The following is a 26,078-nucleotide window of genomic DNA, read 5'->3' as shown; positions in this document are numbered from 1 at the left end:
AGTCCCCCCTGGCTTCCGTGCCCCTACCCGATCAACATCATAAACTGAGATTTCTTTTTCAACCGGGGAATTCGCAAGTCCACCCCAACTGGGGTCAGCCCTCTGCCGCCGCCTCGCCTCGTTCGACAGGCCTAAAGTGACGGAATGAGCAAGGGCACGCCGTGAGCAAAATGGATTCAGTCGCTTCGGGCGGGGGCATGCGGGGCGCTCGTGGGGGCGGCGGTCGGCCGGGCGGGCCCGGCCGGGTATCCGGAGCCGACGCCAAGGCGCAGCGGGCCGCGAATGCCGAGGCCCCTCGGATCCCGGATCTCTTCGGGCGGATCCGGAGCCTGTTCTCGCCGTACCGTCGGGCAATCGTCGTCACCGTCGTTCTCGTGCTGATCTCGGCGGGCATCAGCGTGATCCCGCCACTGCTGACCCAGCAGGCGTTCGACCGCGGGCTCTTCCCAGCGGGCGGGCCCGACATCCCCGTGCTGACCAGGCTCGTCGGCGCGATGGTGGGGCTGTGGGTGCTGTCCGCCGGTATCGGCGTGTGGCAGACCTATCTCACGGCGACCGTCGGAAACAAGGTCATGGGAGCCCTCCGCATCCGCCTCTTCGGGCACCTGCAGCGAATGGAGCTCGCGTTCTTCACCCGGACGAAGACGGGCGTGATCCAGTCGCGGCTGCAGAACGACGTCGGCGGTGTGGCCAACGTGCTGAGCAATACGATCTCGAGCGTGCTCGGCAACACCGTCACGGTCATCGCGGCGTTCGTCGCCATGCTGCTGCTCTCGTGGCAGATGACCGTGGTCGCGGTCATCCTGCTTCCGCTTCTCGTCATCGCCCAGCGCCGGGTCGGTCAGGTGCGAGCGCGAATCGCGACGCAGACGCAGGAGTCGCTCTCGGATATGACCGCCATCACGCAGGAGACCCTCAGCGTCTCGGGGATCCTTCTCGCGAAGAGCTTCAACCAGCAGCGCACCGAGGTGGAGCGGTACTCCGCCGAGAACCGCACCCAGATCGGTCTGCAGGTTCGGCAGACGATGAGCGGGCAGGGCTTCTTCGCCGTGGTGAGCATCTTCCTCACGATCATCCCGGCAGTCATCTACGTGGTCGCCGCGTATCTGATCCAGGGTGGCGTCGACGTGACAGCGGGCACGATCGTGGCGTTCACGACCGTGCAGTCGCGGCTGACATTCCCGCTCATGGCCCTGCTCCGGGTCGCCCTCGACATCCAGACCTCGGGGGCCCTGTTCGCGCGCATCTTCGAGTACCTCGACCTGACCCCCGCCATTCGCGAGCCGGCCGAGGCCAAGCCGGTCGATGAGGCGGGCCTCGGGCGAGTGGCGTTCGACGACGTCTCGTTCTCGTACCCCGACGCCGAGCCGGGGCAGAAGACGCTCGACGGTCTCACCTTCGACATCGAGCCGGGGCAGTTCGCGGCCTTCGTCGGGCCGTCCGGGGCGGGCAAGACCACGATCTCGTATCTGATCCCGCGGTTCTACGAGGCCTCGGGTGGGGCGGTCCGTTTCGCCGGGTCGGACGTCCGCGACCTCGACCAGGAGTCACTCGTCGGCAACATCGGCATCGTGAGCCAGGAGACCTACCTGTTCCACGCCACGATCGCCGAGAACCTGCGGTACGCGCGGCCCGAGGCCTCCGACGAGCAGCTGATCGAGGCGGCTCGCCAGGCCAACATCCACGAGACGATCGCCTCGTTCCCCGACGGGTACGACACGGTGGTGGGGGAGCGGGGGTATCGGCTCTCCGGCGGCGAGAAGCAGCGGATCGCCATCGCCCGGGTCCTCCTCAAGGATCCGGCGGTCCTCGTGCTCGACGAGGCCACGTCGGCGCTCGATTCCGTCTCGGAGCGCATCGTCCAGACCGCGCTCGACACGGCGGCTCGGGGGCGGACGACGATTGCGATCGCCCACCGCCTCTCGACCGTGCGCAGCGCCGACGTGATCTTCGTCGTGCGGGCGGGTCGGATCGTCGAGCGGGGAACCCACGACGAGCTCGTCGCAGTCGGCGGCCTCTACTCCGAACTGTACGAGCAGCAGAGCAGCGCCATCGCCTGATCGATCGCTCGTGCCGCTCGTGCCGCTCGGAGCGTGCCCGCCCGACCGGCGTCATGCTCCGGTGACGCGGAGGTGCGATCTATAGACTCGATGAGTGAAGTACGCGGAAACCGTCATCGACCTCATCGGCAACACGCCTCTCGTCAAGTTGAACCGGGTCACGGAGGGAATCGCCGCGACCGTTCTGGTCAAGGTGGAATACCTCAACCCGGGCGGCTCGTCGAAGGATCGCATCGCGACCCGCATCCTTGATGCCGCAGAGCGCGACGGGCACCTCAAACCCGGTGGCACCATCGTCGAGCCGACGAGCGGCAACACCGGTGTCGGGCTCGCTCTCGTCGCCCAGCAGCGCGGCTATCGCTGCATCTTCGTGCTGCCCGACAAGGTCGGCGAAGACAAGCGCAACGTGCTGACGGCCTACGGCGCCGAGATCGTCGTGACTCCGACGGCGGTCGCCCCCGACAGCCCCGAGTCGTACTACAGCGTCTCCGATCGCCTCGTGCGCGAGACGCCCGGTGCGTTCAAGCCGAACCAGTACGAGAACCAGAACGGCCCGCTCAGCCACTACGAGACCACCGGCCCCGAGATCTGGCGCGACACCGACGGAGCCCTCACCCACTTCGTCGCCGGTGTCGGCACCGGAGGCACCATCAGTGGCACCGGCCGATACCTCAAGGAGGTGTCGGAGGGTCGCGTCACGATCGTCGGCGCCGACCCGGAGGGCAGCGTCTACTCGGGCGGCACCGGCCGTCCTTATCTCGTCGAGGGCGTCGGCGAAGACTTCTGGCCGGGTGCCTACGACGGGTCGGTCGTCGACCGGATCATCGCCGTCTCCGACGCCCAGTCGTTCGACATGACTCGCCGCCTCGCCCGCGAGGAGGGGCTGCTCGTCGGCGGATCGAGCGGCATGGCGGTCGTCGCTGCGCTGGAGGCCGCGCGCGACCTCGGCCCGGACGACACCGTGGTGGTGCTGCTGCCCGACAGCGGGCGCGGCTACCTGGGCAAGATCTTCAACGACCGCTGGATGCGCTCGTACGGCTTCAGCGACGAAGGAGCCGAGAAGACCGTCGGCGACCTGATCGCGTCGAAGAGCGGTGCCCTGCCCGACCTGGTGCACGCCCACCCCTCCGACACCGTGCGCGATGTCGTGCAGATCATGGCCAAGTACGGCGTCTCGCAGATGCCCGTCCTCTCAGCCGAGCCCCCTGTCGTCATCGGCGAGGTCGTCGGAGCCGTCGACGAGCGGGCGCTCCTCGAGCAGGTGTTCTCCGGCGCCGCGCAGATGACGGATCCCGTGGCGAAGTTCATCGGCGCGCCCCTCGCCCTCGTCGGACTCAACGAGCCCGTGACGACGGCGCGCCGCGCCCTGGAGAAGAACGACGCCCTCCTGGTCACCTCCGACGGCAAGCCCGCCGCCGTCGTGACCCGCCACGACCTGCTCGCCTACCTGTCGGAATGACCGAGAAAGCTCCCATGACCCACGACGCATCAGCCCACGCCTTCGAGACCCGCGCGATCCACGCCGGGCAGGAGTTCGACCCGACCACCGGCGCGATCATCCCGCCGATCTACCAGACTTCGACGTTCGTCCAAGACGGCATCGGTGGCTTTCGAGGGGGCTACGAGTACGGGAGGTCGGCGAACCCGACCCGCGACTCGCTTCAGACGCTCCTCGCGAGTCTGGAACAGGGATCCTCGGCTTTCAGCTTCGCTTCCGGTCTCGCGGCCGAAGACGCCCTGCTGAGGTCGGTGCTCACGCCGGGTTCGCGCGTGCTGATGGGCAACGATGTCTATGGCGGTACCCACCGTCTCGTCAATCGAGTCTGGGCCCCCTGGGGCGTCACCCTCGAGACGGTCGACATGAGCGACCTCGACGCGGTGCGCGCCGCCGCCCGACCGGGCGAGACAACAGTGCTCTGGGTCGAGACCCCGTCGAACCCGCTGATGAAGATCACCGACATCGCCGGCCTCTCCGAGATCGGCCGTGCTGCCGGCGCCCTCGTCGTCGTCGACAACACGTTCGCGTCTTCGTACGTCCAGCAGCCGATCACGCTCGGCGCCGACGCAGTGGTGCACTCCACGACGAAGTACCTCGGCGGCCACTCCGACACCCTCGGCGGCGCCGTGGTCGTGAACGACGACGAGCTCGCCTCGAAGGTCGGGTTCATGCAGTTCGGCGCGGGCGCCATCTCGGCGCCCATGGAGGCGTGGCTCACTGTTCGAGGCATCAAGACCCTCGGTGTGCGCGTCGACCGCCACTCCGACAACGCACAGCTCATCGCCGACGCTCTGGTCTCGCACCCGGCCGTCGAGACCGTCTACTACCCGGGTCTCGAGTCGCACCCCGGGCACGCTCTCGCGGCGCGCCAGATGAAGCGGTTCGGCGGCATGCTGTCGGTCGGGCTCGCGGGAGGGCCTGCCGCAGCCAAGACGTTCGCCGAGTCGACGGAGCTCTTCCAGCTCGCCGAGTCTCTCGGAGGCGTGGAGTCACTCATCGGCTACCCCTCCGAGATGACGCACGCGTCGGTCAAGGGCACCGAGCTCGAGGTGCCAGAGAACGTGATCCGGCTCTCGGTCGGCATCGAGTCGGGCAACGACCTCCTGGCCGACGTGCTGCAGGCGCTCGACCGTATCTGACCCACCTCCGTCCGGCCCGAGGCCCCGGTTCTTTCCCTTCGCACAGAGCGAAGCGGAAGGATCCCGGGGCCTTCGTCGTTCCCGCCCCCACTCCCGACATATCAAGTATTGATTCACGCGCAGCCCCAAGGTACTATTGACATCTAGAATGTCAGCACCCTGGAGGCTGTTCCATGACCGTCATCACCCGCTCAGAGAGCCGACCCGCCCCCGGGCAAAACCTGGGTTGGGCCATCGGCGAGGCGACCAGTGGCGACGGGCTTCCGAGGTCGTCCGAATCGGTCCTGAAAAGGGGTGTCGACGTCGTCGGCGCGGCAATCGGGCTCGTCGTCCTCTTCCCGTTCCTGTTGCTCGTGGCCCTCGCCATCCGCATTTCAACCCCGGGAGCAGCGCTTTACCGTCAAGAACGCGTCGGTCTCGACGGGCGTCCGTTCTCCATCGTCAAGTTCCGCACCATGTACACCGACGCCGACGAGCGACTGGCCGCTCTCAAAGCCCAGGGCTCGTTCGCCGGCCCGCTCTTCAAGCTCGAAAACGACCCGCGCGTCACCCGCGTCGGCCGGTTTCTCCGCAAATTCTCGATTGACGAGCTGCCGCAGCTCTGGAACGTCCTGCTGGGTGACATGAGCCTCGTCGGCCCGCGCCCCGCTCTGCGATGTGAGGTCGACGCGTATTGCCCGCGAGCGCTCCGCCGTCTCGAGGCCGTTCCCGGGATGACGGGCGCATGGCAGGTCGGAGGGCGAAGCGATCTCACCTGGGAGCAGAGTCTCGATCTCGACGTCGGCTACGTCGATGGCTGGTCGCACCGGGTCGACGCCAAGATTCTGCTCGCCACGTTTCGAGCCGTGGTCCGACCCGTCGGCGCCTACTAGCCCCCCAGCGTTCTTCGATCCGTTCCGGGGTGCCGAGACCGCGCACCCCGATTGTTGGCACTCAACCCGAAAGCACCCGATGGCACCCGACCCCACCCCTTTCGACCGTCTCGTCTCTGCGGCCTCGTCGCCCGACGCCCCGCAGGGAGAAGACGGTCAGCCCTCCCGCAGTGCCGTACGGACGGCGGCTCGTCGTCGACGTCGAGCGCGCCGTCGACTGCTCGTGGCAGCCCTCGTCGTCGTGGCCCTGATCGGCGGATCCGTGGGCGGCGGGCTCTTCTTCGTCCATCAGATCGTCGGCAAGAACATCACGGCCCTCGCCGACGACCAGGTCTTCCCCGACGAGGCGGGGAGGCCACCCGCCTCCTCGACGGGCGAGCGCAACATCCTGCTCCTCGGCTCCGATTCCCGCCAGAAGGGCACCGAACACGACCTCGAGAAGCCCGGCTCGCAACGCGCCGACACGATGATGCTGGTGCACGTGGCCGCCGACCGCAAAACGGTCACGGTGATGTCGATCATGCGCGACCTCTACGTGCCCGTGCCCGGGCATGGCGAGGCGAAGATCAACGCGGCCCTCGCCTGGGGCGGAACCCCGCTCGCCGTGCAGACCATCGAGGGGCTCCTCGGGGCCCGAATCGACCATGTCGCCATCATCGACTTCGATGGCCTCGCGGCGATGACGACCGCGCTCGGTGGCGTCTGGGTCGACAACCCGCAGCAGTTCACGGCGAAACACGGCACCGACAGGTTCTTCGCCGCCGGGCCGATCAAGCTGCAGGGGGAGCGCGCGCTGACCTTCGCTCGCGAGCGCTACGCCTTCGCCACCGGTGACTTCCAGCGAGTCGCGAATCAGCAACTCCTGCTGAAAGGAATGCTGAGCAGGGTTCTCAGCCGAGACGTGCTCGGCGACCCCTCCAGCTTCGTCGACTTCGCGAGCGAGGCCTCGAAAAACCTCAGCGTCGACGCCCGGTTCACTCTGCGCGAGATGGCTTCGCTCGCCTACAGCCTCCGCGGCATCGACCTCGGCGACATCGACTTCTTCACCATGCCGACCGCGGGCACGGGCACTATTGGCACACAATCGGTGGTGAAGCTCGATGAGGGGCAGACTGCGGCGCTCCGAAAGGCTCTGGCCGACGACACCACGGCCCAGTTCGCGGCCGCGCTCACCGAGAAAAACGGCTAGAGCTCGCTAGTCCCACCACGCGGGGATCACCAGCATGATGTTGTCGAGCAGCACCTTGCGGCTGGTGCGCCTGCCCGTCAACCAGTTCTCGATCAGACCGACGAGGCCGTGTGCGATAAAGCCCGCCGCGAGCGAGGGCGACAGCCCCTCGGGAATCCTTCCCGAGATGCGTTGCTCGAAATGCAACATCGACGACGTCTCGAAGTGGCGGGCCAGCACGCGGTGCGTCGACGCATCAAGGGGATCGGGCAGGGCCAGTCGGTAGATGTCGCGGTAGCGGACCACATGGTCGATGACGCGATCCATGCCCTTTCGCGTGATCTCGGGGGGCTGGTGCGTGCCCGCGGTCCGCAAAGCGAGGTCGGCTTCGCGGATCGCATCGAGTTCGGGGGTCAAGACGTCGGTCAGCAGCGCCCCGGGTGAGGTCGCGTGGCTGTAAAAAGTGGCACGGTTGATGCCGGCCGCACGAGTGACGTCGGCGACGGTGATAGTCGAGACCGGTGCCGCTGACGCCAACTCGATGATCGCGGCGTGCAATGACTTCGTCGTCTGCACAATTCGGGCGTCGACCATGGTTCCTCCCCATCCGGTGGTGTGCCCCGAGCCTAGACGTCGCGGGACCCCTTCCGTCGCACGTCTCCGACCGCGACTTCGGCTAGGCGACACCTGCCGATCAGGGCTAGGGTGAAACGGTGTCGGCCGACGAGTCGACACCGATCACCCCTCGTCTCTGCGCGGCCTCGGCCCCGGGCCCGGTCTTCCGTTCTGCCCGGCTCTGCCCTCTTCCGCGTCACCACACTCAATTCCGTCAAAGGAGCTCCGTGACCATCGTCGTGCACCCGGGCGACTCGCTCACCCGGCGACAGCGTCTCGTCTACATCGTCGTCCTCGGCGCCCTCACGGCGCTCGGCCCTGCCACCATCGACCTGTATCTACCGGCGTTCCCCGAACTGCAGGCCGACTTCGAAGTCAGCAAGGCGGTCGTCCAACTGACCTTGACCGCGACGACCATCGGCTTCGGTCTGGGGCAGCTCCTCGTCGGTCCGTGGAGCGACAAGGTCGGTCGCCGTGTGCCACTCATCGTGGCGAGTTCCGTCCACGTGCTGGCGAGCGTCGGCGCCGCCACGGCGGTCAACGTCGAGGTGCTCGGGCTCTTCCGCGTGCTCCAGGGTATGGGCGCCGCCGCCGGGGGTGTCGTCGCGATGGCACTCGTGCGCGACCTCTTCGGCGGTCGCCCTCTGGTCAAGATGCTGTCGCGTCTCGCTCTCGTGAACGGGCTCGCTCCGATCCTCGCTCCCGTCATCGGATCCCAGCTTCTGCGCGCGACGAGCTGGCGGGGCATCTTCGTCGTCCTCGCTGCCTACGGCGTCTTCGTCGTGCTCAGCGCGATCTTCTTCATCGTCGAGACGCTGCCCAAGGAGCGTCGTCACGAGGCCGGCCACACGACCCTCCGCCAGCGATACCGCGTGTTGTTCCACGACCGCATCTTCGTGGGAGTGGCACTGATCGGAGCGATGGTCTTTTCGGGCCTCTTCTCCTACCTCTCGTCGTCGTCGTTCCTGTTCCAAGATCTCTACGGCATGAACGCTCAGCAGTACGGGCTCCTCTTCGCGGTGAACTCGCTCGGCGTCGTGCTGGGCGTACAGATCAGCGCCCGACTGGCTCAGCGGATCGGGCCTCAGTGGATCCTTGCCGGGTCGACCAGCGTGATGTTCCTGTGCGCCGTCGCGATCGTGTCGCTCGACCAGCTCGACCTCGGCATCGTCGGCCTGCTGGTGCCGCTGTGGCTGTTCATCTGCTCGTGCGGATTCTCGTTCCCGCAGGTGCAGGTGCTCGCCCTGGCGAACCACGGCAAAGAGGCGGGCACGGCTGCGTCGCTCCTCGGCGCACTCAACTTCGGCCTCGCCGGTCTCATCTCGCCGATCGTCGGGCTCATCGGCATCACGACCGCGGCCCCGATGGGAGCCGTGATGGTGTGCACGACGTCGGTCGCGATCCTCAGCCTCTGGTTTTTGGTCAGGCCCCGCACCGTGCCGGCGCTCGGGCACTGAATCGCCTGAGAGTTAAGGATCCGACGGATCGGTACCGTAGGCGCATGACACCGGATCCCCACCCACCCGGGCAGGGCGAGCAGCGACTCGCCCTCCGCGTTCAACGTCGCTGGCCCCTGGCGAGTGCCCTCGGAGGCGTCGGTCTCGCGCTCCTCCTGGGCTGGCTGATCATGACGCGGGGTGGCGCGACCTCCCTCGACGCCGAGTGGATGGAAGAACTCGTCGAGCATCGCTCGCCGCTCTGGGAGGTGCCGGCCCTCGTGATGGACTTCCTCGGCGGCGGATGGTTCGGCACGTTCGTCGTGCCTCTTGCGGTCCTCGCGGCGCTTCTAATCGCTCGCCGACGCTGGGGAGCGGTGTACTTCCTCGCCGCGACGCTGCTCAGTGCCGGTCTCGTGCAGGTGCTCAAGCACACGTTCGGTCGAGCCCGGCCGCTCGAGATCCTCGTGCAGAGTGACTTCGGATCCTTTCCATCGGGCCATGTCGCGAACGCCGCGACGATGGCCGTGACGCTCGGCGTCATCATCCGCCTGCGAGGCGTGTGGATCGCCGGTGCCGTGTACGTCGTCGCGATGCTGCTCAGCCGCACCTATCTCGGTGCGCACTGGCTGACCGACACCCTGGGCGGCTTTCTGGTCGGAGCGGGCGTCGCGGTGATCCTCTGGGCGCCCTTCGCGCACAGGCTGCTCCGCGAGCGACAGCGCCGCCGAGAGCAGTCGTCCGACACGGCGGCTTTGGCCGAATCACGCGCCTGAACGGTTCGGTGATTCGGGACAGTTTCGTGGCGTCAGCGACCGGCTGACCACCTCCGGGTGAAACATACCCGGTGGTCGGATACCACCCGAACTGGGCTGTTCGCGGGATCCTGGTCTCCCCTAAAGTGGCAAGACGACGCAGTTCCTCCTCAGGGGTGAAGAGCACAGCGAATCCGACGTTCTAGGGGGAACGACTTGAGTACAACCACGCCCACGAGCGGCCGGCCACCGCGCGGTGGTCGAGACCGGACGCGTGCCGACCTGGACGGCAACCCGATTCCGCGAAGTGCGCGCCTCGACGCTCACATCGTCGAAGTGTTCGCTCAGCCTCACGAGTCTCTCGGCCGAACGGCACTCCTGTCGGGAGCTTTCAGCCTGGCGCCCGTCTTCGCCGCGGTGCTGCTGCTGACGCTGACATCGTCGTTCTGGCCTGTCATCGTGCTCGGCGAGATCATCGTCGCCTGCCTCTTCTTCGCTGTGTACATCCGATTTCGGCTCGTCCACTCGGCGATCACCCCCGATCGCTTCCTGAAACGGCGCATGCTCCTCTCGCCCGTGTCGGTCGATCTCGACCGAGTCGACCGGGTGCTGATCAACCGCGTGTACCGGACGTCGTCGACAGAAGCCCTCCTGCAACTGCTCGCCATCGACAACCGCGGGCACCGCCTGTTCGGTCTGAGCGCGCTGTTCTGGTCGGACGACGACATCCGTCGAGTGGCCGATCACCTCGGGATTCCGACGACGGTCGACAACGCGCCGCTGTCGCGCACCGAGTACTACGCCGCTTTCCCGATGGCCCGGGGGTGGTACGCGCGGCGTCCGGCACGGGCCGTGATGGTGCTCGCGGCGACGGCTCTGGTGGCGGTCGGCGCTCTGGTGGTCAACGGGTGGGTGCACCCCGCCTGACGGGTGTTGCCGGGTCGCCGAGTGCCGCCTTGTGCTGGTTTCCGGAGGCCGCGGCCGACATTTGGCGGCACTCGCGGGCCCGCCACGACGGGTCTACTCAGTCGTCGGGGTGGGACAGCGCCTGCTCGCGGAGGCGGTCGATGTCGCGGCGGTCGCGCTTCGTGGGGCGGCCGGCTCCGCGGTCGCGGATCGGAACGAACGCGCGCTCTTCGCGCGGAGGTGGTGGGGGAGTGAGGTCGGTCAGTGCGGTGGCCGCGACGGGGGCGCCGACACGCTTGAGGAGGAGCGTGCGGACCACGACGATCCGGTCGAACCCCTCGATGCGCGTGCGGATCTCGTCGCCCGGGCGTATCGCCTGGGCGGCTTTCACGCGTTCGCCGTTAACTCGCACGTGCCCGGCACGGCACGCGGCGGTGGCGGCCGATCGCGTTTTGAACACGCGCACGGCCCACAGCCACACGTCGACTCGTGCGCTGCTGATCTCGGCCATGCTCCCACCCTACGTCCCGCCGAAACCTCAAATTCGACGCCCCCCGCCTTCCCCGACCCGTCATTTCTGAGGTCTCACCCCTGCAGCAGCTTCGCGGGAGCGAAGCGATCCGCGCGGGAGCGAAGCGATCCGCGCGGGAGCGGGAGCGACCCAGAGAAACTAGCGAGACCCCCGGCCGATTTCGCCAGAAATCGGACAGGGGTCTCGTTGAGCGGAGAATGGGGGATTCGAACCCCCGAGGGCGTAAACCCAACACGCTTTCCAAGCGTGCGCCATAGGCCACTAGGCGAATTCTCCAGTGATCGTCGCCCGGAGGCGGCGTTCGACCTTGAGAACTCTACCGGGTTCGCGGCGTGGTGACGAACCGGGTGGGCTGGATCCTTGTCGGTGTCGGTATCGCAGGCCGCTCCGAGCATCCGGCCCTAGGGTTGGTCGCGTGTCGACACGCATCTACATCACGTCAGCAGAGGGCCACACCGGCAAGTCGACTGTGGCGCTCGGGGTGCTCGACACCCTGAGTCACGAGTTGGGCCGGGTGGGGGTGTTTCGGCCGGTCGCGAGGTCGACGTCGGAGCCCGACTATGTGCTCGAGTTGCTGCTCGCTCACGACAGCGTCGATCTGCCGTATGACGAGTGCATCGGTGTCACCTACGACGATGTCCATGCGGATCCCGATGCGGCGCTCGCGACGATCGTGGGTCGGTTCGCAGCCATCGAGCGGCAGTGTGACGCCGTGGTGATCGTCGGTTCCGACTACACCGATGTCGGCAGCCCGACCGAGCTGTCGTTCAATGCCCGTATCGCTGCCAACCTCGGGGCGCCCGTGCTGTTGGTGCTCGGCGGGCGCACGGCCGATGGTGACCGGTCTCGCACGGGGGCCGATATGCGTCAGGTCGCCGAGCTGACGACCATCGAGCTCCGCAACGAGCACGCGAGTCTGCTGGCCGTCGTCGCGAACCGCGTCGAACCCGACTCGATGGCGGAGGTCGTTGCCGGCATCCGCGGGGCCCTCGAGACCGGCCCCGAGGGAACCGTGCCGGTCTGGGCGCTGCCCGAAGACCGCGTGCTGGTCTCGCCGACCCTTCGCGCCGTGATGTCGGCGACGCGGGCCCGGCTGATCCGTGGTGACGACGCTCTGCTCGACCGCGAGGCCGTCGGCGTCGTGGTCGCCGCCATGTCGATGGAGAACGTGCTGCCCCGCCTCACCGAGGGCGCCGTCGTCGTGGTTCCCGGCGATCGCTCCGACGTGCTCGTCGCGACCGTGCTCGCGCACGCGTCCGACACGTTCCCGTCGCTGGCCGGCATCGTCTTGAACGGCGGGTTCGACCTCGCGCCGCAGGTGGTGCGCCTCATCGGCGGTCTGAACAGCCCGCTCCCCATTCTCTGGTCGGAGCTCGGCACCTACGACACGGCCCTGCGCATCACGCAAACGCGGGGTCGCCTGGCGGCCGAGTCGCCGCGCAAGTACGACCTCGCCCTGTCGCTGTTCGAGACCAACGTCGACGGCGCCGAACTCCTGCGGCTGCTGCAGGTCAGCCCCTCCGAGGTCGTCACACCGCTCATGTTCGAGTACCAGTTGCTCGAACGCGCTCGCGGCAACAAGAAGCACATCGTGCTGCCCGAGGGCGACGACGACCGCATTCTGCGTGCCGCCTCATCACTGCTCCAGCGCGGGGTCGCCGATCTCACTCTGCTCGGCAACGAGTCGAGCGTGCGCTCCCGTGGCGCCGAGCTCGGCCTCGACCTCGACGACGCCACCGTGCTCGATCCGAACGATCACGACCTGCAGACGAAGTTCGCCACTGAGTACGCCGCCCTCCGCGCGCACAAGGGCGTCACGATCGACATGGCGATGGACACCGTCACCGACGTCTCGTACTTCGGCACGATGATGGTGACGATGGGGCTCGCCGACGGAATGGTCTCGGGCGCGAAGCACACCACGGCGCACACGATCCGGCCGTCGTTCGAGGTCATCAAGACCCGCCCGGGTGTGAAGGTCGTCTCGAGCGTGTTCCTGATGGCGCTCGCCGATCGCGTGCTGGTCTACGGTGACTGCGCCGTGATCCCCGACCCGACGGCGGAGCAGCTTGCCGACATCGCTATCTCGTCGGCCGAGACGGCGGTGCAGTTCGGAATCGAGCCGCGCATCGCAATGCTCAGCTACTCGACCGGAACCTCAGGATCCGGCGCCGACGTCGAAAAGGTCCGCGCCGCCACGGCGCTGGTCCGCGAACGCCGACCCGACCTCCTGGTCGAGGGCCCCATTCAGTACGACGCCGCCGCCGACCCCGGCGTCGCGGCCACGAAGATGCCCGACTCGCAGGTGGCAGGCCGGGCGACCGTGTTCATCTTCCCCGACCTCAACACGGGCAACAACACGTACAAGGCCGTCCAGCGGAGTGCTGGCGCGGTCGCTATCGGGCCGATCCTGCAGGGGCTGAACAAGCCAATCAACGACCTGTCGCGCGGCGCCCTGGTGAGCGACATCGTGAACACGGTCGCCATCACCGCGATCCAGGCCGGTACCCAGTAGCAGTCGGGTCTGTCTCGGATCCTCGTTTTCTCTTCTTAGGAGCACCACTGTGAGCGCAGTCCTCGTCGTCAACTCCGGTTCGTCGTCGTTCAAGTACCAGCTGATCGAGCTCGAGGGGGAGCGGACTCTTGCCTCGGGCCTCGTCGAACGAATCGGCGAGGCAACCGGCGTCACGAAACACAAGAACGCGAAGACCGGCGACGAGACGTCGAACGACTCGATCGCGATCCCCGATCACGCCGCGGGTTTCGCCGCCATGCTGAAAGCCTTCGAGCAGCACGGTCCCTCGTTCGACGAGCACCCGCTGATCGCGGTCGGGCATCGGGTCGTGCACGGCGGCTCGGAGTTCGATCGCGCCACCGTCGTCAACCCCGACGTCGAGAAGGCCATCGAGCGGCTCTCCGCTCTCGCGCCGCTGCACAACCCGGCCAACCTGCAGGGGATCCGCGCGGCTCGCGAGGCTTTCCCCGATTCGCCGCAGGTCGCCGTGTTCGACACGGCGTTCCACCAGACGCTCGCCCCCGCCGCGTACACGTATGCGATCGACGCGGCGCTCGCCGAGAAGCACTCGATCCGCCGCTACGGGTTCCACGGCACATCGCACAAGTTCGTCTCGCAGGCCGCCGCAGACTTTCTCGGCAAGCCGCTCGCCGAGCTGAAGATGATCGTGCTGCACATCGGCAACGGAGCCTCCGCGACCGCGATCAACGGCGGACGCAGCATCGAGACGTCGATGGGCCTCACGCCTCTCGAGGGCCTCGTGATGGGCACGCGCTCCGGCGATGTCGACCCGGCTGTCGTATTCCACCTGCACCGCGAAGAAGGGCTCTCGTTCGAAGAGCTCGAGACGATGCTCAACAAGAAGAGCGGGCTGCTCGGCCTCACCGGCAACGGCGACATGCGCGACGTCCAAGACGCAGCCTCGCGGGGCGACGAGGTCGCCGAGGGGGCCCTCGCCGTCTACCGGCACAGGATCCGGCACTACGTCGGCGCGTACATCGCGCAACTGGGCGGTCTCGACGCGATCGTCTTCACCGCCGGCGTCGGCGAGAACAACGCGCTGCTGCGGCGCCGAACCCTGCTCGGCCTGGACTTTCTCGGCATCACGATCGACGACGACCGCAACGAGCTCGGATCCCGCGACGCCCGCTACATCTCGGCGGAGGGGGCGCCGGTCGCCGTGCTGGTCGTGCCGACCGACGAGGAGCTCGAGATCGCGCGGCAGGCGGCTGCTCTGGTCTGAGTTGGTTGGGCGCGACAGCGGTCGCGGCCCGGACTGTATCTGTTGGGCGCGACAGCGGTCGCGGCACCGGACTGTATCTGTTGGGCGCGACAGCGGTCGCGGCACCGGACCTCCGGCAAGCTCCGGTCGTTCGGTGCTGCGACCGCAGTCGCGCCGCCATGGCGTAGTGAGGGGCGCCGGCATGCGGGCAGACGTCGTACGGACGAGAGGACGTGCCGCGGCGGATCGGGTAGTCCGCAGTAGGTGTGTACCGGGGCGGCGCGAATTTGAGAGTGATCGGATTCGGCGCCCGGGCGGTTGGGGCGATCTGTGGGGTGCCGGATCCTGATTGCTCTCAAATTGGCGCCGCGACCGGCGCCGCGACCAGGGAACATGGCGGAGCGGTGGGGGTCGCAGTGCCGGGTGGCCGGAGCTTGTCGGAGGTCCGGCACCGCGACCCACGCCGCGACCAGAGAACATGGCGGAGTGGTGGGGGTCGCAGTGCCGGGTGGCCGGAGCTTGTCGGAGGTCCGGCACGGCGMCCCACGCCGCGACCAATTAGTTCAGTACTTGATGGTGCTCAGGGCATCGCCGATCGGGATCTCACCGGCCGTGACCTCGAACTGCGTCTTGACGGCGGTGCCCTCGATCAGCGACGTGGCGATGACGTCGGCCACATCGGCGCGCGAGATCTCGCCGCTGTCGAGCCGCGATCCCACGGCGATCGTGCCCGTCGCGGGGTCGTCGGTAAGGGTGCCGGGGCGGACGATGGTCCAGTCGAGCCCGTCGCGAGCGCGAACGATGGCATCGGCCTCGCTCTTCGCGCGCAGATAGACCTGGAACACGTCGTCATCGGCCGCGGGAAGCTCAGCACGCTTCGCATCGAAGTCGTCGGTGTGCATGGCTGACACGAGCACGTACCGCGAGACCCCGGCCGCCTCAGCGGCATCGGCCAGCAGGATCGCGCCATCCCGGTCGATGGTGAGCTTGCGCTCCGCCCCGCTGCTACCGCCGCCACCGGCAGCGAAAACGACGGCGTCGGCCCCGTCGAGGTGACCCGCGAGGGTGGCGACATCGGTGCTCTCGAGGTCGAGCACGAGTGCGCGCGCCCCGACTGTCTCGAGATCAGCGACGTGATCGGTGTTGCGGACAATGCCGACCGGGTCGTGACCCGCTGTCGACAGCTGACGTTCAAGGAGCTGGGCGATCTTGCCGTGACCACCGGCGATGACGATTCTCATGGGTCTATCCAACCCGGGTGTCCTGCACGCGCGGTGGAAACCGCTAAAGTGGATGTCGGCTCCCCACGTGGCGCCATCCAGGCCAACTCCCCCAGGGCAGAAATGCAGCAAGGGTAACCGGGCTCTGGCGGGTGCGTGGGGAGTCTTTTGTTTTCTCGCCTGGCTCGAAAACCGCGGCGCACCGGCCAGTGGTGCTTTGAGGCAGCGGCTTCGCCGCGCTGGCGGGTGCGTGGGGAGTCTTGCTTTTTGCGCGCTGGTTCGCGGGCAGGCTGCGGGGGTCTGCAAATTCGAAGGAGAAACGTCGGGGGGAGGCCGCCCGATTGGCATAAGTGCGCTCGGCTGGGGCGGTTTTTCCTTCAAATTCGGGCGGGGGGACGGCGCGACACTCGTTCTGGGGGTACGGGCGAACCAGATTGGTTGGTTCGGCGTCCAGTGATCTGCTTATGATGGCCACACCAAAACGGCCGAGCTACTCACCAGGGTGACGCCACCTCCCTCACCAGGAGGTCCCCGCAGGGAAAGGACGCGACCGTGACGTCGCACACCAGGATCAGGATCACCGCGGCACGCGGCAACTCACCCTTGTCGTCTTTCGCCTTGCGCACTCCGTCTCGCTGCCCCCGTGCGGCGCGAGGCGGCTCCGCGGGATGCGCGCCTCACCACCGCGCATCCCGCATCTCTCCGTCGACCCACTCGGCCTGACGGCACCACCCGCACACCGCCGACCCTCACCAGGCCGGTAACCGCACAACCTGCACCACCGCCGACCCTCACCAGGTCGACGGCCGCCGCACCAGCACCACCCGCATCGCCTCACCAGCACCGCGGCAGCTCGACCCTCCCGACCCACCACCGGGGGGTTTCCGGATCAGTGACAGGCCCGACCTGTCAGGAAGAAGCACCCCATGCACCGCCAGAGGTCTACCCGAACCCTCCTCCGAGGCCACCTTCTTCTCCGCGCCGGTGTCGCCACCGTCGTGGGCGCACTCATCGCCGCGTCGGCCGTGGTCCCCGCGCAGGCGGCCACGACTGACGTGACCGAGGCGGAGGGTGCGCTGCTCTCCGGTTCGGGGATCGTCGACCTCGACAACATCGCGGCTCTGCGCGGGGCGTATTCCGCGACTCCGACCGCCGGGGGAGTCGTGGCCAACCCCCTCGACGTGACGGCTGCCAACGCGGTCAACGTCGATCTCGGCAACGGCGTGCGCCTGCTCGGCACCAACGGGCTCCTGACGCTCGGCGTCACAGGGCAGTACGCGAGCACGACGCCGACGTCGGCGACGGCCGCTTCGGGCCTGATCGGCTCCGACGGCTCCATCGGGGCCGGGCCGGGCACCGCCGGGGGCGTCTCGACGCTGAATCTGACTCCGCTGCTCAGCCGGGTGGGTGCAGCATCGGCTGTGGCCTCCGCCGCCCAGCTCGACATCGGCGCTCTCGCCTCCCGCATCCAGGCTCAACGCGGAACCACCGTGCAGCCCACCACCGACTACGGCATCGCGAGCGCGAAGTTCGCCGTCACGAGCCCGGCTGTCGCCGGCCTCAACACGTCACTGCAGACGTCGGTCAACGGGATCGGCAGCAGCATCAACAACCTCGCGTCGAACCAGTCCGCGCTGAACGGCGTCGTCTCGGGAACGACGGGCGACCTCACAACGGCTCTGGGCACTCTCATTCCGGGCGTGGTGAGCGTCAACAACACGAATCTGACCGCGACGATCACCGGCCTGAACCTCGGCGCGGTGACCGCGCCGGTCCTCGCTCGGAGCTACACCTCCGGTGCCGTGACGATCACCCCCTCGACCGGTCAGATCGTCATCGACCTCAACACCCTGCAGGCTCTGAACGGCCAAGCCCCCAACACCGAGTTGCTCTCGACGCCTGCTCTGCGGAGCGTCATATCGGCGGCCATCCAGGACATCCTCGTCACCCAGGTTCCAGCGGCTCTCAACACCGCGGTCGTCGCGGCGATCGGAACCGCGACCGTCAACGCCACGCTCACCGCCAACGTCGCTGTCGCCGGACTCAATGTCACTCGCCTCAACGTCGGCATCACGACGACCCTCGGGAACCTGCTTAAGACCACCGGCCGCACTCCGGCGACGGTCACCGCGACCGGTCAGGCTCTCGGCCTCGGCGGCATCGCGCTCTCGTCCGCAGTCCTCACCCCTGCACTCCAGCCGGTTGTCGACGGCACCCTCGTTCCCCTGCTCGGCGGAGTGTTCCAGCCGACGGTCGCCGGCATCCCCGACACCCTTGCGGCCGTCACCCGGCCCGTGAGCACCACCCTCGGTGGGCTGCCCGGGATCCTGAACCAGCTGGTCTCGATCACGGTCAACGCGCAAGACGCCTCCGGGTTCCAGGATGGGCGCGGCACCGATGCGGGCTCGCGATCGGTTCACGCGCTGCGTTTGAGCGTGCTGCCCGCGGTGAACGCGGCCACCATCGATCTGGCGACGTCGACCGTGAAGGCCACCGTCACCGCGCCGGTCACGATCACGGCGCCGACGGCGGGCCAGCAGTTCACCGTCGCCACGTCGACCGCAACCCGTTCGATCACCGTCACGGGAACCGGCGAACCCGGTGCCGACATTGCCGTCGACCTGGGTCAGGGCCGCACCGGCACCGCGACGGTCGCCGCCGACGGCACCTGGAGCTCCACGATCCCGGCCGTGGGGGTGGGCTCTGTCACCGCCAGTGTCACGCAGACATTCGGCGGCGCGACCACGGGCCCCGTGACCCGCGCCTTCACCGTTGTCGCGCAACAGCCGCTGACCATCACGGCTCCCACCGCGGGTCGTGCCTTCACCGTCGTCTCGCCGACAGCGAAGACGCCCGTCACCGTCTCCGGTACCGCGACACCGGGTGCCTCGATCGCCCTCAGCCTCGGCGCTCCGTCGGGCATCACGGGCACAGCGACCGCAGGATCCGACGGCACCTGGACCACGGATCTCACGGGCGTCCCCGTTGGCACGTACACGGTCAGTGCGACTCAGACATCGGGCGGTGTCACCTCGGCTCCCGTCACCCGGCCCTTCTCGGTCGTCGCCGGTGCAGCCCTCACCGTCACCGCGCCCGCCGACGGCACGCAGATCGTCGTCCCCGGCGCCGACTCCACGGCGACCGTCACGGTCGTCGGAACCGCTCAGCCGAACGCGACTGTCGACGCCTCGCTCGGCGGCGGTCTCACCGGCACCACGACGGCTGAGGCCGACGGAAGCTACAGCATCCCGGTCTCGGGCGTCGGCGTCGGACCGCACACCGTCAGCGTCACGCAGACCGTCGGCGGCGGGACCTCCGCTGCCGTCACCCGCGACATCACCGTCGTCGCGTCGTCGCCGCTGGTGATCCAGTCGCCCGCTGCGGGCGCTGAGTTCCGCGTGGCCGGGCCGACCGCCACGACGCCGGTGACCGTCTCGGGTACCGCCCAGGCCGGCGCGACCGTCGCAGTTCAGCTCGCCCCGGGCATCTCCACCTCGGTGACCGCGGGCGTGACCGGCACCTGGTCGGCTCCGTTCAGCAACGTCGGGGTCGGTGACTACACGGCCAGCGTCACCCAGACCGTTGCCGGCACGACCTCTCCCGCTCAGACCCGCGCGTTCCGCGTCATCGCTGGTGACCCGGTCGTCATCCAGGCACCGGCCGCCGGTACGACGTCCGTCGTCGCGGCACCCACCTCTACTCGCCCCGTCACCGTCTCCGGCACCGCCGAGCCGCGTGCCGAGGTCACCGTCGTCCTCGACGACACCCACCAGGTGACCGTGACAGCCAGCCCGACCGGAGCCTGGACCACGAACTTCACCGCCATCCCCGTCGGCGACTACCAGATCAGCGCTGCGCAGACCGTGAACGGCTCGACCTCGACCCCGGTCGTCCGGCCTTACTCGATCGTCGCCGCGGCGCCGGTCACGATCACGAGCCCCGACCCCGCGGTCGACGTCGTCGTGGCTCAGGACGGCCAGACCACCGCAGTGACGGTGGCCGGAACGGCCCAGCCGAACGCCGGCATCGCAGTCAGCCTCGGTGGCGGACTCACCGCCACGACGACTGCCGACGGCACCGGAGCCTGGAGCGTTCCGGTCGCCGGAGTCGGCACCGGCGACTACGTCATCGCCGTTACCGAGGCCGTCGGCGGCACGACCTCCCCGGCCGTCACTCAGCCCCTGACCGTCCGCGCGGGTGACCCCGTCGTGATCACCGCTCCCGCCCCCGGCACCGAGGTCACGGTGTTCGGAGCGAACGGCACCACCACCGCGGTCATCACCGGTACGGCTCAGGCCGGAGCGCGGGTGACAGCCGACCTGGCTCCGGGATTCACCGGAACCACCACGGCGTCGGCCGGCGGATCCTGGACTGTCCGGATCGCCGACGTGCCCGTGGGCGACTACCGCCTCAGCGCGACCCAGACGATCAACGGCACCAGCTCGACCACTGCGGCGCGTGACTTCTCGGTCGTCGTCGGTGGCGCCATCGTCATCGAGACGCCGGCCACCGGAACGGCATTTGCCGTGGCCGACCCCGACTCGGTGCGAGCCACCACGACCGTCGCCGGTCGTGCTGACGGCGGCGCCGCGGTCGAGGTGACCGTGACGCGAGGCACCGACGCACCGATCGTGCGCGACACCGTGGCTGACGGCTCCGGTGCCTGGACGGTCTCGTTCGCCGACCTGCCCGTCGGCGACTACTCGGTTGAAGCGACGCAGACCGTGGGCGGCGCGACGGACTCCGCCACGGCGACGACGTTCTTCGTGGTCGCGGGCGAGCCGATCGCGATCACCGCACCCGTGGCGGGCACCGCCTACCGGGTCGCCGACGACGCCTCCGTGCTGCCGGTGACCATCCGCGGAACCGCTCAGCCGAACGCGACGGTCGACGTGCTCGTCGACGGCCGCACGCTCACCACGACCGCCTCCGCGGGCGGCACCTGGTCGGTTCGCGCCGACGGCACGGCCGACGGCACCGGAGCGGGCCTCGCCACCGGAACCTACCCCGTCTCGGCGACCCAGACGGTCGGCGGAACGACCTCGGACACCCCGGCGACGACCTCCTTCTCGATCGTCGCGGGGGCGCCCTTCGACATCTCGACTCCGATCGCCGGAACCGAGCTGCAGGTGGCCGACGCCGACGCCACCCTCACCGTGCCTGTGACCGGCACCGGCGAACCCGGCGCCAGCGTCGCGGTCACCTATAACGGCGTCACCAAGACCGTCACGGCCGACCCCGTGACCGGTAACTGGTCGACCTCGTTCTCGGGAGTCGGGGTCGGTACCCCGACCTTCCGCGCCATCGAGACCGTCGGCACCACGTCCACGCCGGCCAAAACCCGCACCATCACGGTGACGGCCGCCGCGGCGGTCCGCGTCACCTCACCCGCTGCCGGCGACGTCATCACCGTCGCGGGCCCGGGCTCCACCGTCGACGTCACCGTCACCGGTCGTGCCGAGCCGAATGCTCCCGTGAACGTGAACCTCGGCGGCGGCCTCACCGCGGCGGTGACCGCCGACGGCAATGGCGTCTGGACCGCTCCCTTCGCCGACCTGCCGGTCGGCGGCTACACCGCCTCCGTGACCCAGACGGTCAACGGCACGGTGTCGACACCCATCACCTCCTCCTTCTCGGTGGAGGCGGGCGACCCGGTCGTCATCACCAGCCCGGTCGACGGCGGTCGGATCACGGTGGCCGATGCCGACGCCACCGCAACCGTGCGCGTGGTCGGCACCGCCGAGCCCAACGCCGACATCAGCATCGACATCGACGGCCGCACGGCCGCGACGACGGCCGACGCCAACGGCGACTGGGCGGCACCCGTGACCGGTGTCGACGTCGGGACGCACACCATCGCGGTGACGCAGACCGTCGACGGCACGACCTCCGACCCGACCACCTCGACGGTGACCGTCGCGGCGGGCGCACCCCTCGTGATCGCGGCACCCCGGGCCGGCAGCACCATCACCGTCGCCGATGCCGCCTCGCGGGTCGACGTGCCGGTCTCGGGCACGGCACAGCCGCGCGCCACCGTCCGCATTCGCCTCGACGCGGGTGACCCCGTCGACGTGACCGCCGACGCCGACGGCAACTGGGCGACGACGTTCGCCCGCGTCGCCGTCTCCGCCGACCCCTACACGCTGCACGCGACCCAGACTGTCGGCGGCACGACGTCGGCCCAACTCGACCGCAGCTTCCGGGTCGTTGCCGGCGCCGACGTCACGATCGCGACGCCAGGGGACGGACAGATCTTCACGGTCGCCCGCGACGACTCGACGACCGACGTCGTGGTGCGCGGAACGGCCGAGCCACGAGCGACCGTCACGGCCGAGATCGCCGGCGGAACCGCGGCGACGACTACCGCGACCGTGGGCGGCACCTACGAGCTGACGCTCGAGGACGTCCCCACCGGCACTCCGACGATCGAGGTCCGCCAGTCGATCGGCGGCACCACGTCGACCGATCCCGCGACGGTCCGCATCGTCGTGGCCGCCGCGGCGCCCGTCACCATCACCGACCCCGCCGCCGGAACGACCCTCCTGGTCGGTACCACCGGTGAGACGGTCGACGTGCCGTTCAGCGGAACCGGCCAGCCCGGCGCCGATCTCACGGTGTCACTCGGCGGAGGCCTCACCGCGACCACTACGGTCGACGGCGACGGCAAGTGGACGACCATCGTCCGCGACGTGACTGTCGGAGACAAGACCGCCACCGTCAGGCAGACGATCGACGGAGTCGACTCGACCCCGGCGACCCGCGACCTGACCGTCGCCGTCGCGGATGGCGTGACCATCTCGGATCCTGCCGTCGGAGCCTCGTTCCCCGTCGCGACAGCCACCGGGCTGGTGGATGTGCCGGCCGCCGGCACCGCGCAGCCGAACACCACGGTGCGCGTCACGCTCGACGACGGCACCGCGGTGACCGTGACGTCGAACGACGACGGCCGCTGGAACCACACGTTCCCGGACGTCGCCGTCGGTGACCACACCGTCAGCGCCCTGCAGATCCTCGACAACGGCGCCACCCCGGCAGTCGTCCGGGCCTTCGAGGTGGCCGTCGCTCCGGCCGCGACCATCTCGACGCCCCGCCCCGGCCAGGAGTTCGCCGTGGCTGCGGGGGACACCGCGACGGTTCCCGTCTCGGGCACCGGGCTGCCGGGCGCATCGATCCTGGTGACGCTCGACGGAGGACGCGCGAGGACCGTCACGGTCGATGGCTCCGGATCCTGGTCGACGACCTACACCGGCGTCGCAGTCGGCACGGGACAGGTGGTCGAGGCCACGCAGACCGTCGGCGGAACAGCGCAGGATCCGATCGACGTCACCTTCGACGTCGTGGTCAGCGCCGCTCCGGCGGCTCCCGTGGCGATCACCAGCCCCGCAGCGGGCGCCGTGATCCCCGACACGACCGGTGACGGCACGGTCGACGTGCCCCTCACCGGAACCGGCGAGCCGGGTTCGACCATCGACGTCGACCTCGGCGGCGGGTCCACCGCCACGACGACCGTCGGCACCGGCGGCGACTGGGCGGTCACCGTCTCGGACGTGCCGGTCGGACCGATCACGGTCGTCGTCACGCAGACGACCGACGGCGTCGTCACGGGCTCCGACAGCCTCGCGATCGTCGGCGAGACCGTCGCGCCGGCTGTCATCACGGCCCCGGATTCGGGAGCTTCGTTCCCCGTGTCGACCGCTGACTCGACCGCCGACATCACTGTGCGGGGTACCGGCGAGCCGGGAGCCCGGGTGACCGTGTCGCTCGGCGCCGGCCTCACCGGCACCGACACCGTGTCTGCCGGCGGCACTTGGTCCGTCATCGTGGCCGACGTCCCCGTGGGCCAGTTCACCGTCACGGTGAGCGAGACCGTCGACGGAGCCACTCTGCCCGATGTGACGCAGCCGCTCGAGGTCGTGGTCGGCGACGCCGTCGCGATCACGACACCGCGCGACGGATCGACCGTCGTCACTCCGGTGGGCAGCACGACGTCGAGCCTGCCGGTCTCCGGGACGGCCGACCCGGGAGCCCTCGTCAGCGTCACGCTCGACGGCGGCACACCGAAGACGGTCAACGCCGACTCGGACGGCGACTGGTCGGTGACCTTCACCGGCGTCGACAACGGTGACCACACGATCGCCGCAAGCGAGACGCTGGCCGACGGAGCCACGACACCGGTCACGAGCACCATCACGACGCGGGCTGCGGCCGCCGCGGCGATCACCTCGCCGCAGCGCAACCAGCAGTACGAGGTCACCGCCGGAACCACTCCCACGATCGTCGTGACCGGAACCGGTGAGCCCGGTGCCACCGTCTCGGTTGCGGTGACGGGTTCGCCCGCCACGACCGTCAGGGTGACCGCGCAGGGCACCTGGTCGGCACGGTTCGCGAACGTCTCGGCCGGAGATCACGTCGCCTCGGCGACGCAGACCTTCGGGGGAGTCGCAGGCGATCCCACGCGGGTGCCGTTCTCGGTCGTCGAAACCGCGACCCCGGTCGTAGGACTGACGATCACCAGCCCGACCACGGGTCAGATCGTCCGCGACGACGACGGTGACGGCTACTTCGACGTCACCGTCCGCGGAACCGGCGACCCCGGCTCGACCATCGAGGTCGACCTCGGCTCCGGGATCACCCGCACGGTCACGGTCGGCACCGACGGAACCTGGGCGACGACGGTCACCGCAGTTCCCGACGGCCCGCAGACGATCGTGGTCACGCAGACGACCGGCGGCGACGTCACCGGCTCGGCGAGCGTCTCGATCGAAGGATCCCAGGCAGCGCCGATCACCATCAGCGCACCGACTGCGGGTCAGCGCATCAGCGCCCCGGCGACCGGACCGGCGACGATCACCGTCACCGGTCGGGCCGAACCCGGCGCCGCCATCCGGCTGCGACTCGACAACGGGACGGTCGTCACGACCACCGCCGCCGGCGACGGATCCTGGAGCATCCCGCTCGAGGGGGTCGGCGTAGGCAGTCACAGCGTCTCGGCCACCGAAACCGTCGGGGCCTCGACATCGGCTCCCGTCAGCGTCGCGTTCACGGTGGTCAGCGCGGCTCCGGCCGGCACGATCACGGTTCTCGCCCCGGCGCCTGACGAGCTGATCGTCGACCGCGACGGCAACGGCTCCGAGCCGGTCACCGTCTCGGGCACCGCGACCGCGGGCGCCCTGGTGACCGTGGTCCTGGACGACGGCGTCACCCTGACGACGACTGCGAGCGACGCGGGAGAGTGGAGCGTCCTGTACCCGGGAGTCTCGACCGGTTCGCACTCGTTCGTGGCATCGCAGACCGCTAACGGACTCACGACGAGCGCCCCGAGCCAGGACTTCCTGGTGCGGGCGACCGATCCGATCGTGATCTCGCAGCCGGCACCGGGCTCGACGTTCCTGGCGACCACGGACGGAACGGCCACCATCCGCGTGGCCGGGACGTCGGATCCTGGAGCTCTCGTGACGGTGTCCGTCGACAACGGCCGCAACTTCACGACCACGGCCGATGACAACGGCGCCTGGACGCTGGACATCTCGGGGGTCGCTCCCGGCCAGCACACCCTGACCGCGACGGAGACCGTGCTCGGCTCCAACTCCGACCCGGTGTCGACCGTGTTCGGCGTGATGAGCCCGCCGTCGACCGGTGGTGGCCAGCCCGGTACCGGTGGCGGCGAGCCGGGCACCGGAGGCGGCGACCCCGGCACCGGTGGCGGCGACCCCGGCACCGGGGGCGGCCAGCCGGGAACGGGTGGCGGCCAGCCGGGCACGGGTGGCGGCACAGGCGGCGGTACCGGCACCGGTAACGGCGGCACGGGCTCCGGCTCTGGTGGCACCGGAACGGGCTCCGGCTCGGGAACGGGATCCAACCAGGATCCGGCTCTCTCGCCGGCAGGCACCGGCGGAACCGGCACCCCCGAGTCGCTGGTCGACGGCGCCCTCGCTTTCACAGGCTCGACCGTCCTCCCATGGGCGGCCGTGGGCGCAGGCATCCTCGCGCTCGGTCTCGGGATGTTGGGTGCATCCCGCGCACTGAGCACATTCAGGTCGAGGAGACGCTAGCGCCGTGAGGAGTGGCCTTCCCCCTTCGGGTGGGGGAGGGCCGCTCCGTTCGTGTTCCCGGGGCTCCGAGTGTCGGTGGCGACGGCTA

At 69.1% G+C, this 26,078-nt stretch carries 14 protein-coding genes, 1 tRNA gene and 1 other RNA gene; 12 read left to right on the top strand and 4 right to left on the bottom strand.

Annotation, left to right across the window (positions count from 1 at the left end; genetic code table 11):
* Positions 1 to 170 precede the first annotated feature (170 nt).
* The 5 genes from VH571_RS00250 to VH571_RS00230 all read left to right on the top strand — a co-directional run bounded on the left by VH571_RS00250 (position 171) and on the right by VH571_RS00230 (position 6,758).
* Positions 171 to 2,060: an ABC transporter ATP-binding protein gene (locus tag VH571_RS00250; RefSeq protein ID WP_423262780.1), complete on the top strand. Its 1,890-nt coding sequence runs from the start codon at positions 171 to 173 to the stop codon at positions 2,058 to 2,060.
* Between the two features lie 94 nt (positions 2,061 to 2,154).
* Entirely contained in the window at positions 2,155 to 3,519 is a 1,365-nt protein-coding gene (locus VH571_RS00245) for a cystathionine beta-synthase (RefSeq protein ID WP_055959595.1), read from the top strand.
* A gap of 14 nt (positions 3,520 to 3,533) precedes the next feature.
* The gene (locus tag VH571_RS00240; RefSeq protein ID WP_423262779.1) at positions 3,534 to 4,697 is read left to right on the top strand and encodes a cystathionine gamma-synthase; all 1,164 of its coding nucleotides are present in this window, start codon (positions 3,534 to 3,536) and stop codon (positions 4,695 to 4,697) included.
* 173 nt (positions 4,698 to 4,870) lie between these two features.
* Entirely contained in the window at positions 4,871 to 5,569 is a 699-nt protein-coding gene (locus VH571_RS00235; RefSeq protein WP_123941891.1) for a sugar transferase, read from the top strand.
* 79 nt (positions 5,570 to 5,648) lie between these two features.
* On the top strand, positions 5,649 to 6,758 hold the full coding sequence (locus tag VH571_RS00230) for an LCP family protein (RefSeq protein ID WP_123941893.1): 1,110 nt from the start codon (positions 5,649 to 5,651) through the stop codon (positions 6,756 to 6,758).
* Between the two features lie 6 nt (positions 6,759 to 6,764).
* Here VH571_RS00230 and VH571_RS00225 read toward each other — a convergent pair whose 3' ends face one another.
* Positions 6,765 to 7,331 carry a TetR/AcrR family transcriptional regulator gene (locus VH571_RS00225; protein ID WP_055959593.1) on the bottom strand — a complete coding sequence of 189 codons (567 nt, stop codon included), beginning with the start codon at positions 7,329 to 7,331 and terminating at the stop codon, positions 6,765 to 6,767.
* A gap of 248 nt (positions 7,332 to 7,579) precedes the next feature.
* Here VH571_RS00225 and VH571_RS00220 point away from each other — a divergent pair, with 248 nt between their 5' ends.
* The 3 genes from VH571_RS00220 to VH571_RS00210 all read left to right on the top strand — a co-directional run bounded on the left by VH571_RS00220 (position 7,580) and on the right by VH571_RS00210 (position 10,470).
* On the top strand, positions 7,580 to 8,809 hold the full coding sequence (locus VH571_RS00220; protein WP_423262778.1) for a multidrug effflux MFS transporter: 1,230 nt from the start codon (positions 7,580 to 7,582) through the stop codon (positions 8,807 to 8,809).
* A 44-nt stretch (positions 8,810 to 8,853) separates the two neighbouring features.
* Positions 8,854 to 9,564 carry a phosphatase PAP2 family protein gene (locus VH571_RS00215; RefSeq protein WP_423262777.1) on the top strand — a complete coding sequence of 237 codons (711 nt, stop codon included), beginning with the start codon at positions 8,854 to 8,856 and terminating at the stop codon, positions 9,562 to 9,564.
* A gap of 195 nt (positions 9,565 to 9,759) precedes the next feature.
* Positions 9,760 to 10,470: a hypothetical protein gene (locus VH571_RS00210; RefSeq protein ID WP_423262776.1), complete on the top strand. Its 711-nt coding sequence runs from the start codon at positions 9,760 to 9,762 to the stop codon at positions 10,468 to 10,470.
* A gap of 97 nt (positions 10,471 to 10,567) precedes the next feature.
* On the opposite strand, the gene VH571_RS00205 is transcribed toward VH571_RS00210, so the two are convergent.
* Both VH571_RS00205 and VH571_RS00200 read right to left on the bottom strand, forming a co-directional pair.
* Positions 10,568 to 10,960: an RNA-binding S4 domain-containing protein gene (locus VH571_RS00205; protein ID WP_055959586.1), complete on the bottom strand. Its 393-nt coding sequence runs from the start codon at positions 10,958 to 10,960 to the stop codon at positions 10,568 to 10,570.
* Between the two features lie 212 nt (positions 10,961 to 11,172).
* Positions 11,173 to 11,257, bottom strand: a tRNA-Ser gene (locus VH571_RS00200).
* A 139-nt stretch (positions 11,258 to 11,396) separates the two neighbouring features.
* Between VH571_RS00200 and pta the strand changes: the two genes are divergently transcribed.
* The gene (pta, locus tag VH571_RS00195) at positions 11,397 to 13,496 is read left to right on the top strand and encodes a phosphate acetyltransferase (protein WP_423262775.1); all 2,100 of its coding nucleotides are present in this window, start codon (positions 11,397 to 11,399) and stop codon (positions 13,494 to 13,496) included.
* 49 nt (positions 13,497 to 13,545) lie between these two features.
* Positions 13,546 to 14,739 carry an acetate/propionate family kinase gene (locus VH571_RS00190; RefSeq protein ID WP_423262774.1) on the top strand — a complete coding sequence of 398 codons (1,194 nt, stop codon included), beginning with the start codon at positions 13,546 to 13,548 and terminating at the stop codon, positions 14,737 to 14,739.
* 542 nt (positions 14,740 to 15,281) lie between these two features.
* Here VH571_RS00190 and VH571_RS00185 read toward each other — a convergent pair.
* A complete protein-coding gene (locus VH571_RS00185; protein WP_423262773.1) occupies positions 15,282 to 15,959 on the bottom strand; it encodes an NAD(P)-binding oxidoreductase in 678 nt (225 codons plus the stop codon).
* 54 nt (positions 15,960 to 16,013) lie between these two features.
* Here VH571_RS00185 and ffs point away from each other — a divergent pair.
* Together ffs and VH571_RS00175 are read left to right on the top strand one after the other, a co-directional pair.
* Positions 16,014 to 16,110, top strand: an RNA gene (ffs, locus tag VH571_RS00180) — signal recognition particle sRNA small type.
* A 754-nt stretch (positions 16,111 to 16,864) separates the two neighbouring features.
* Positions 16,865 to 25,990, top strand: coding sequence for a beta strand repeat-containing protein (locus VH571_RS00175; protein ID WP_423262772.1), 9,126 nt, complete (start codon positions 16,865 to 16,867; stop codon positions 25,988 to 25,990).
* Positions 25,991 to 26,078: the final 88 nt, after the last annotated feature.

Origin of the sequence: Frondihabitans sp. 4ASC-45, from assembly GCF_049472575.1 — a bacterium.
Lineage (GTDB): Bacteria > Actinomycetota > Actinomycetes > Actinomycetales > Microbacteriaceae > Frondihabitans.
The sequence above is the reverse complement of the archived record's forward strand: the minus strand, read 5'-3'. Positions and strand labels throughout refer to the sequence as shown.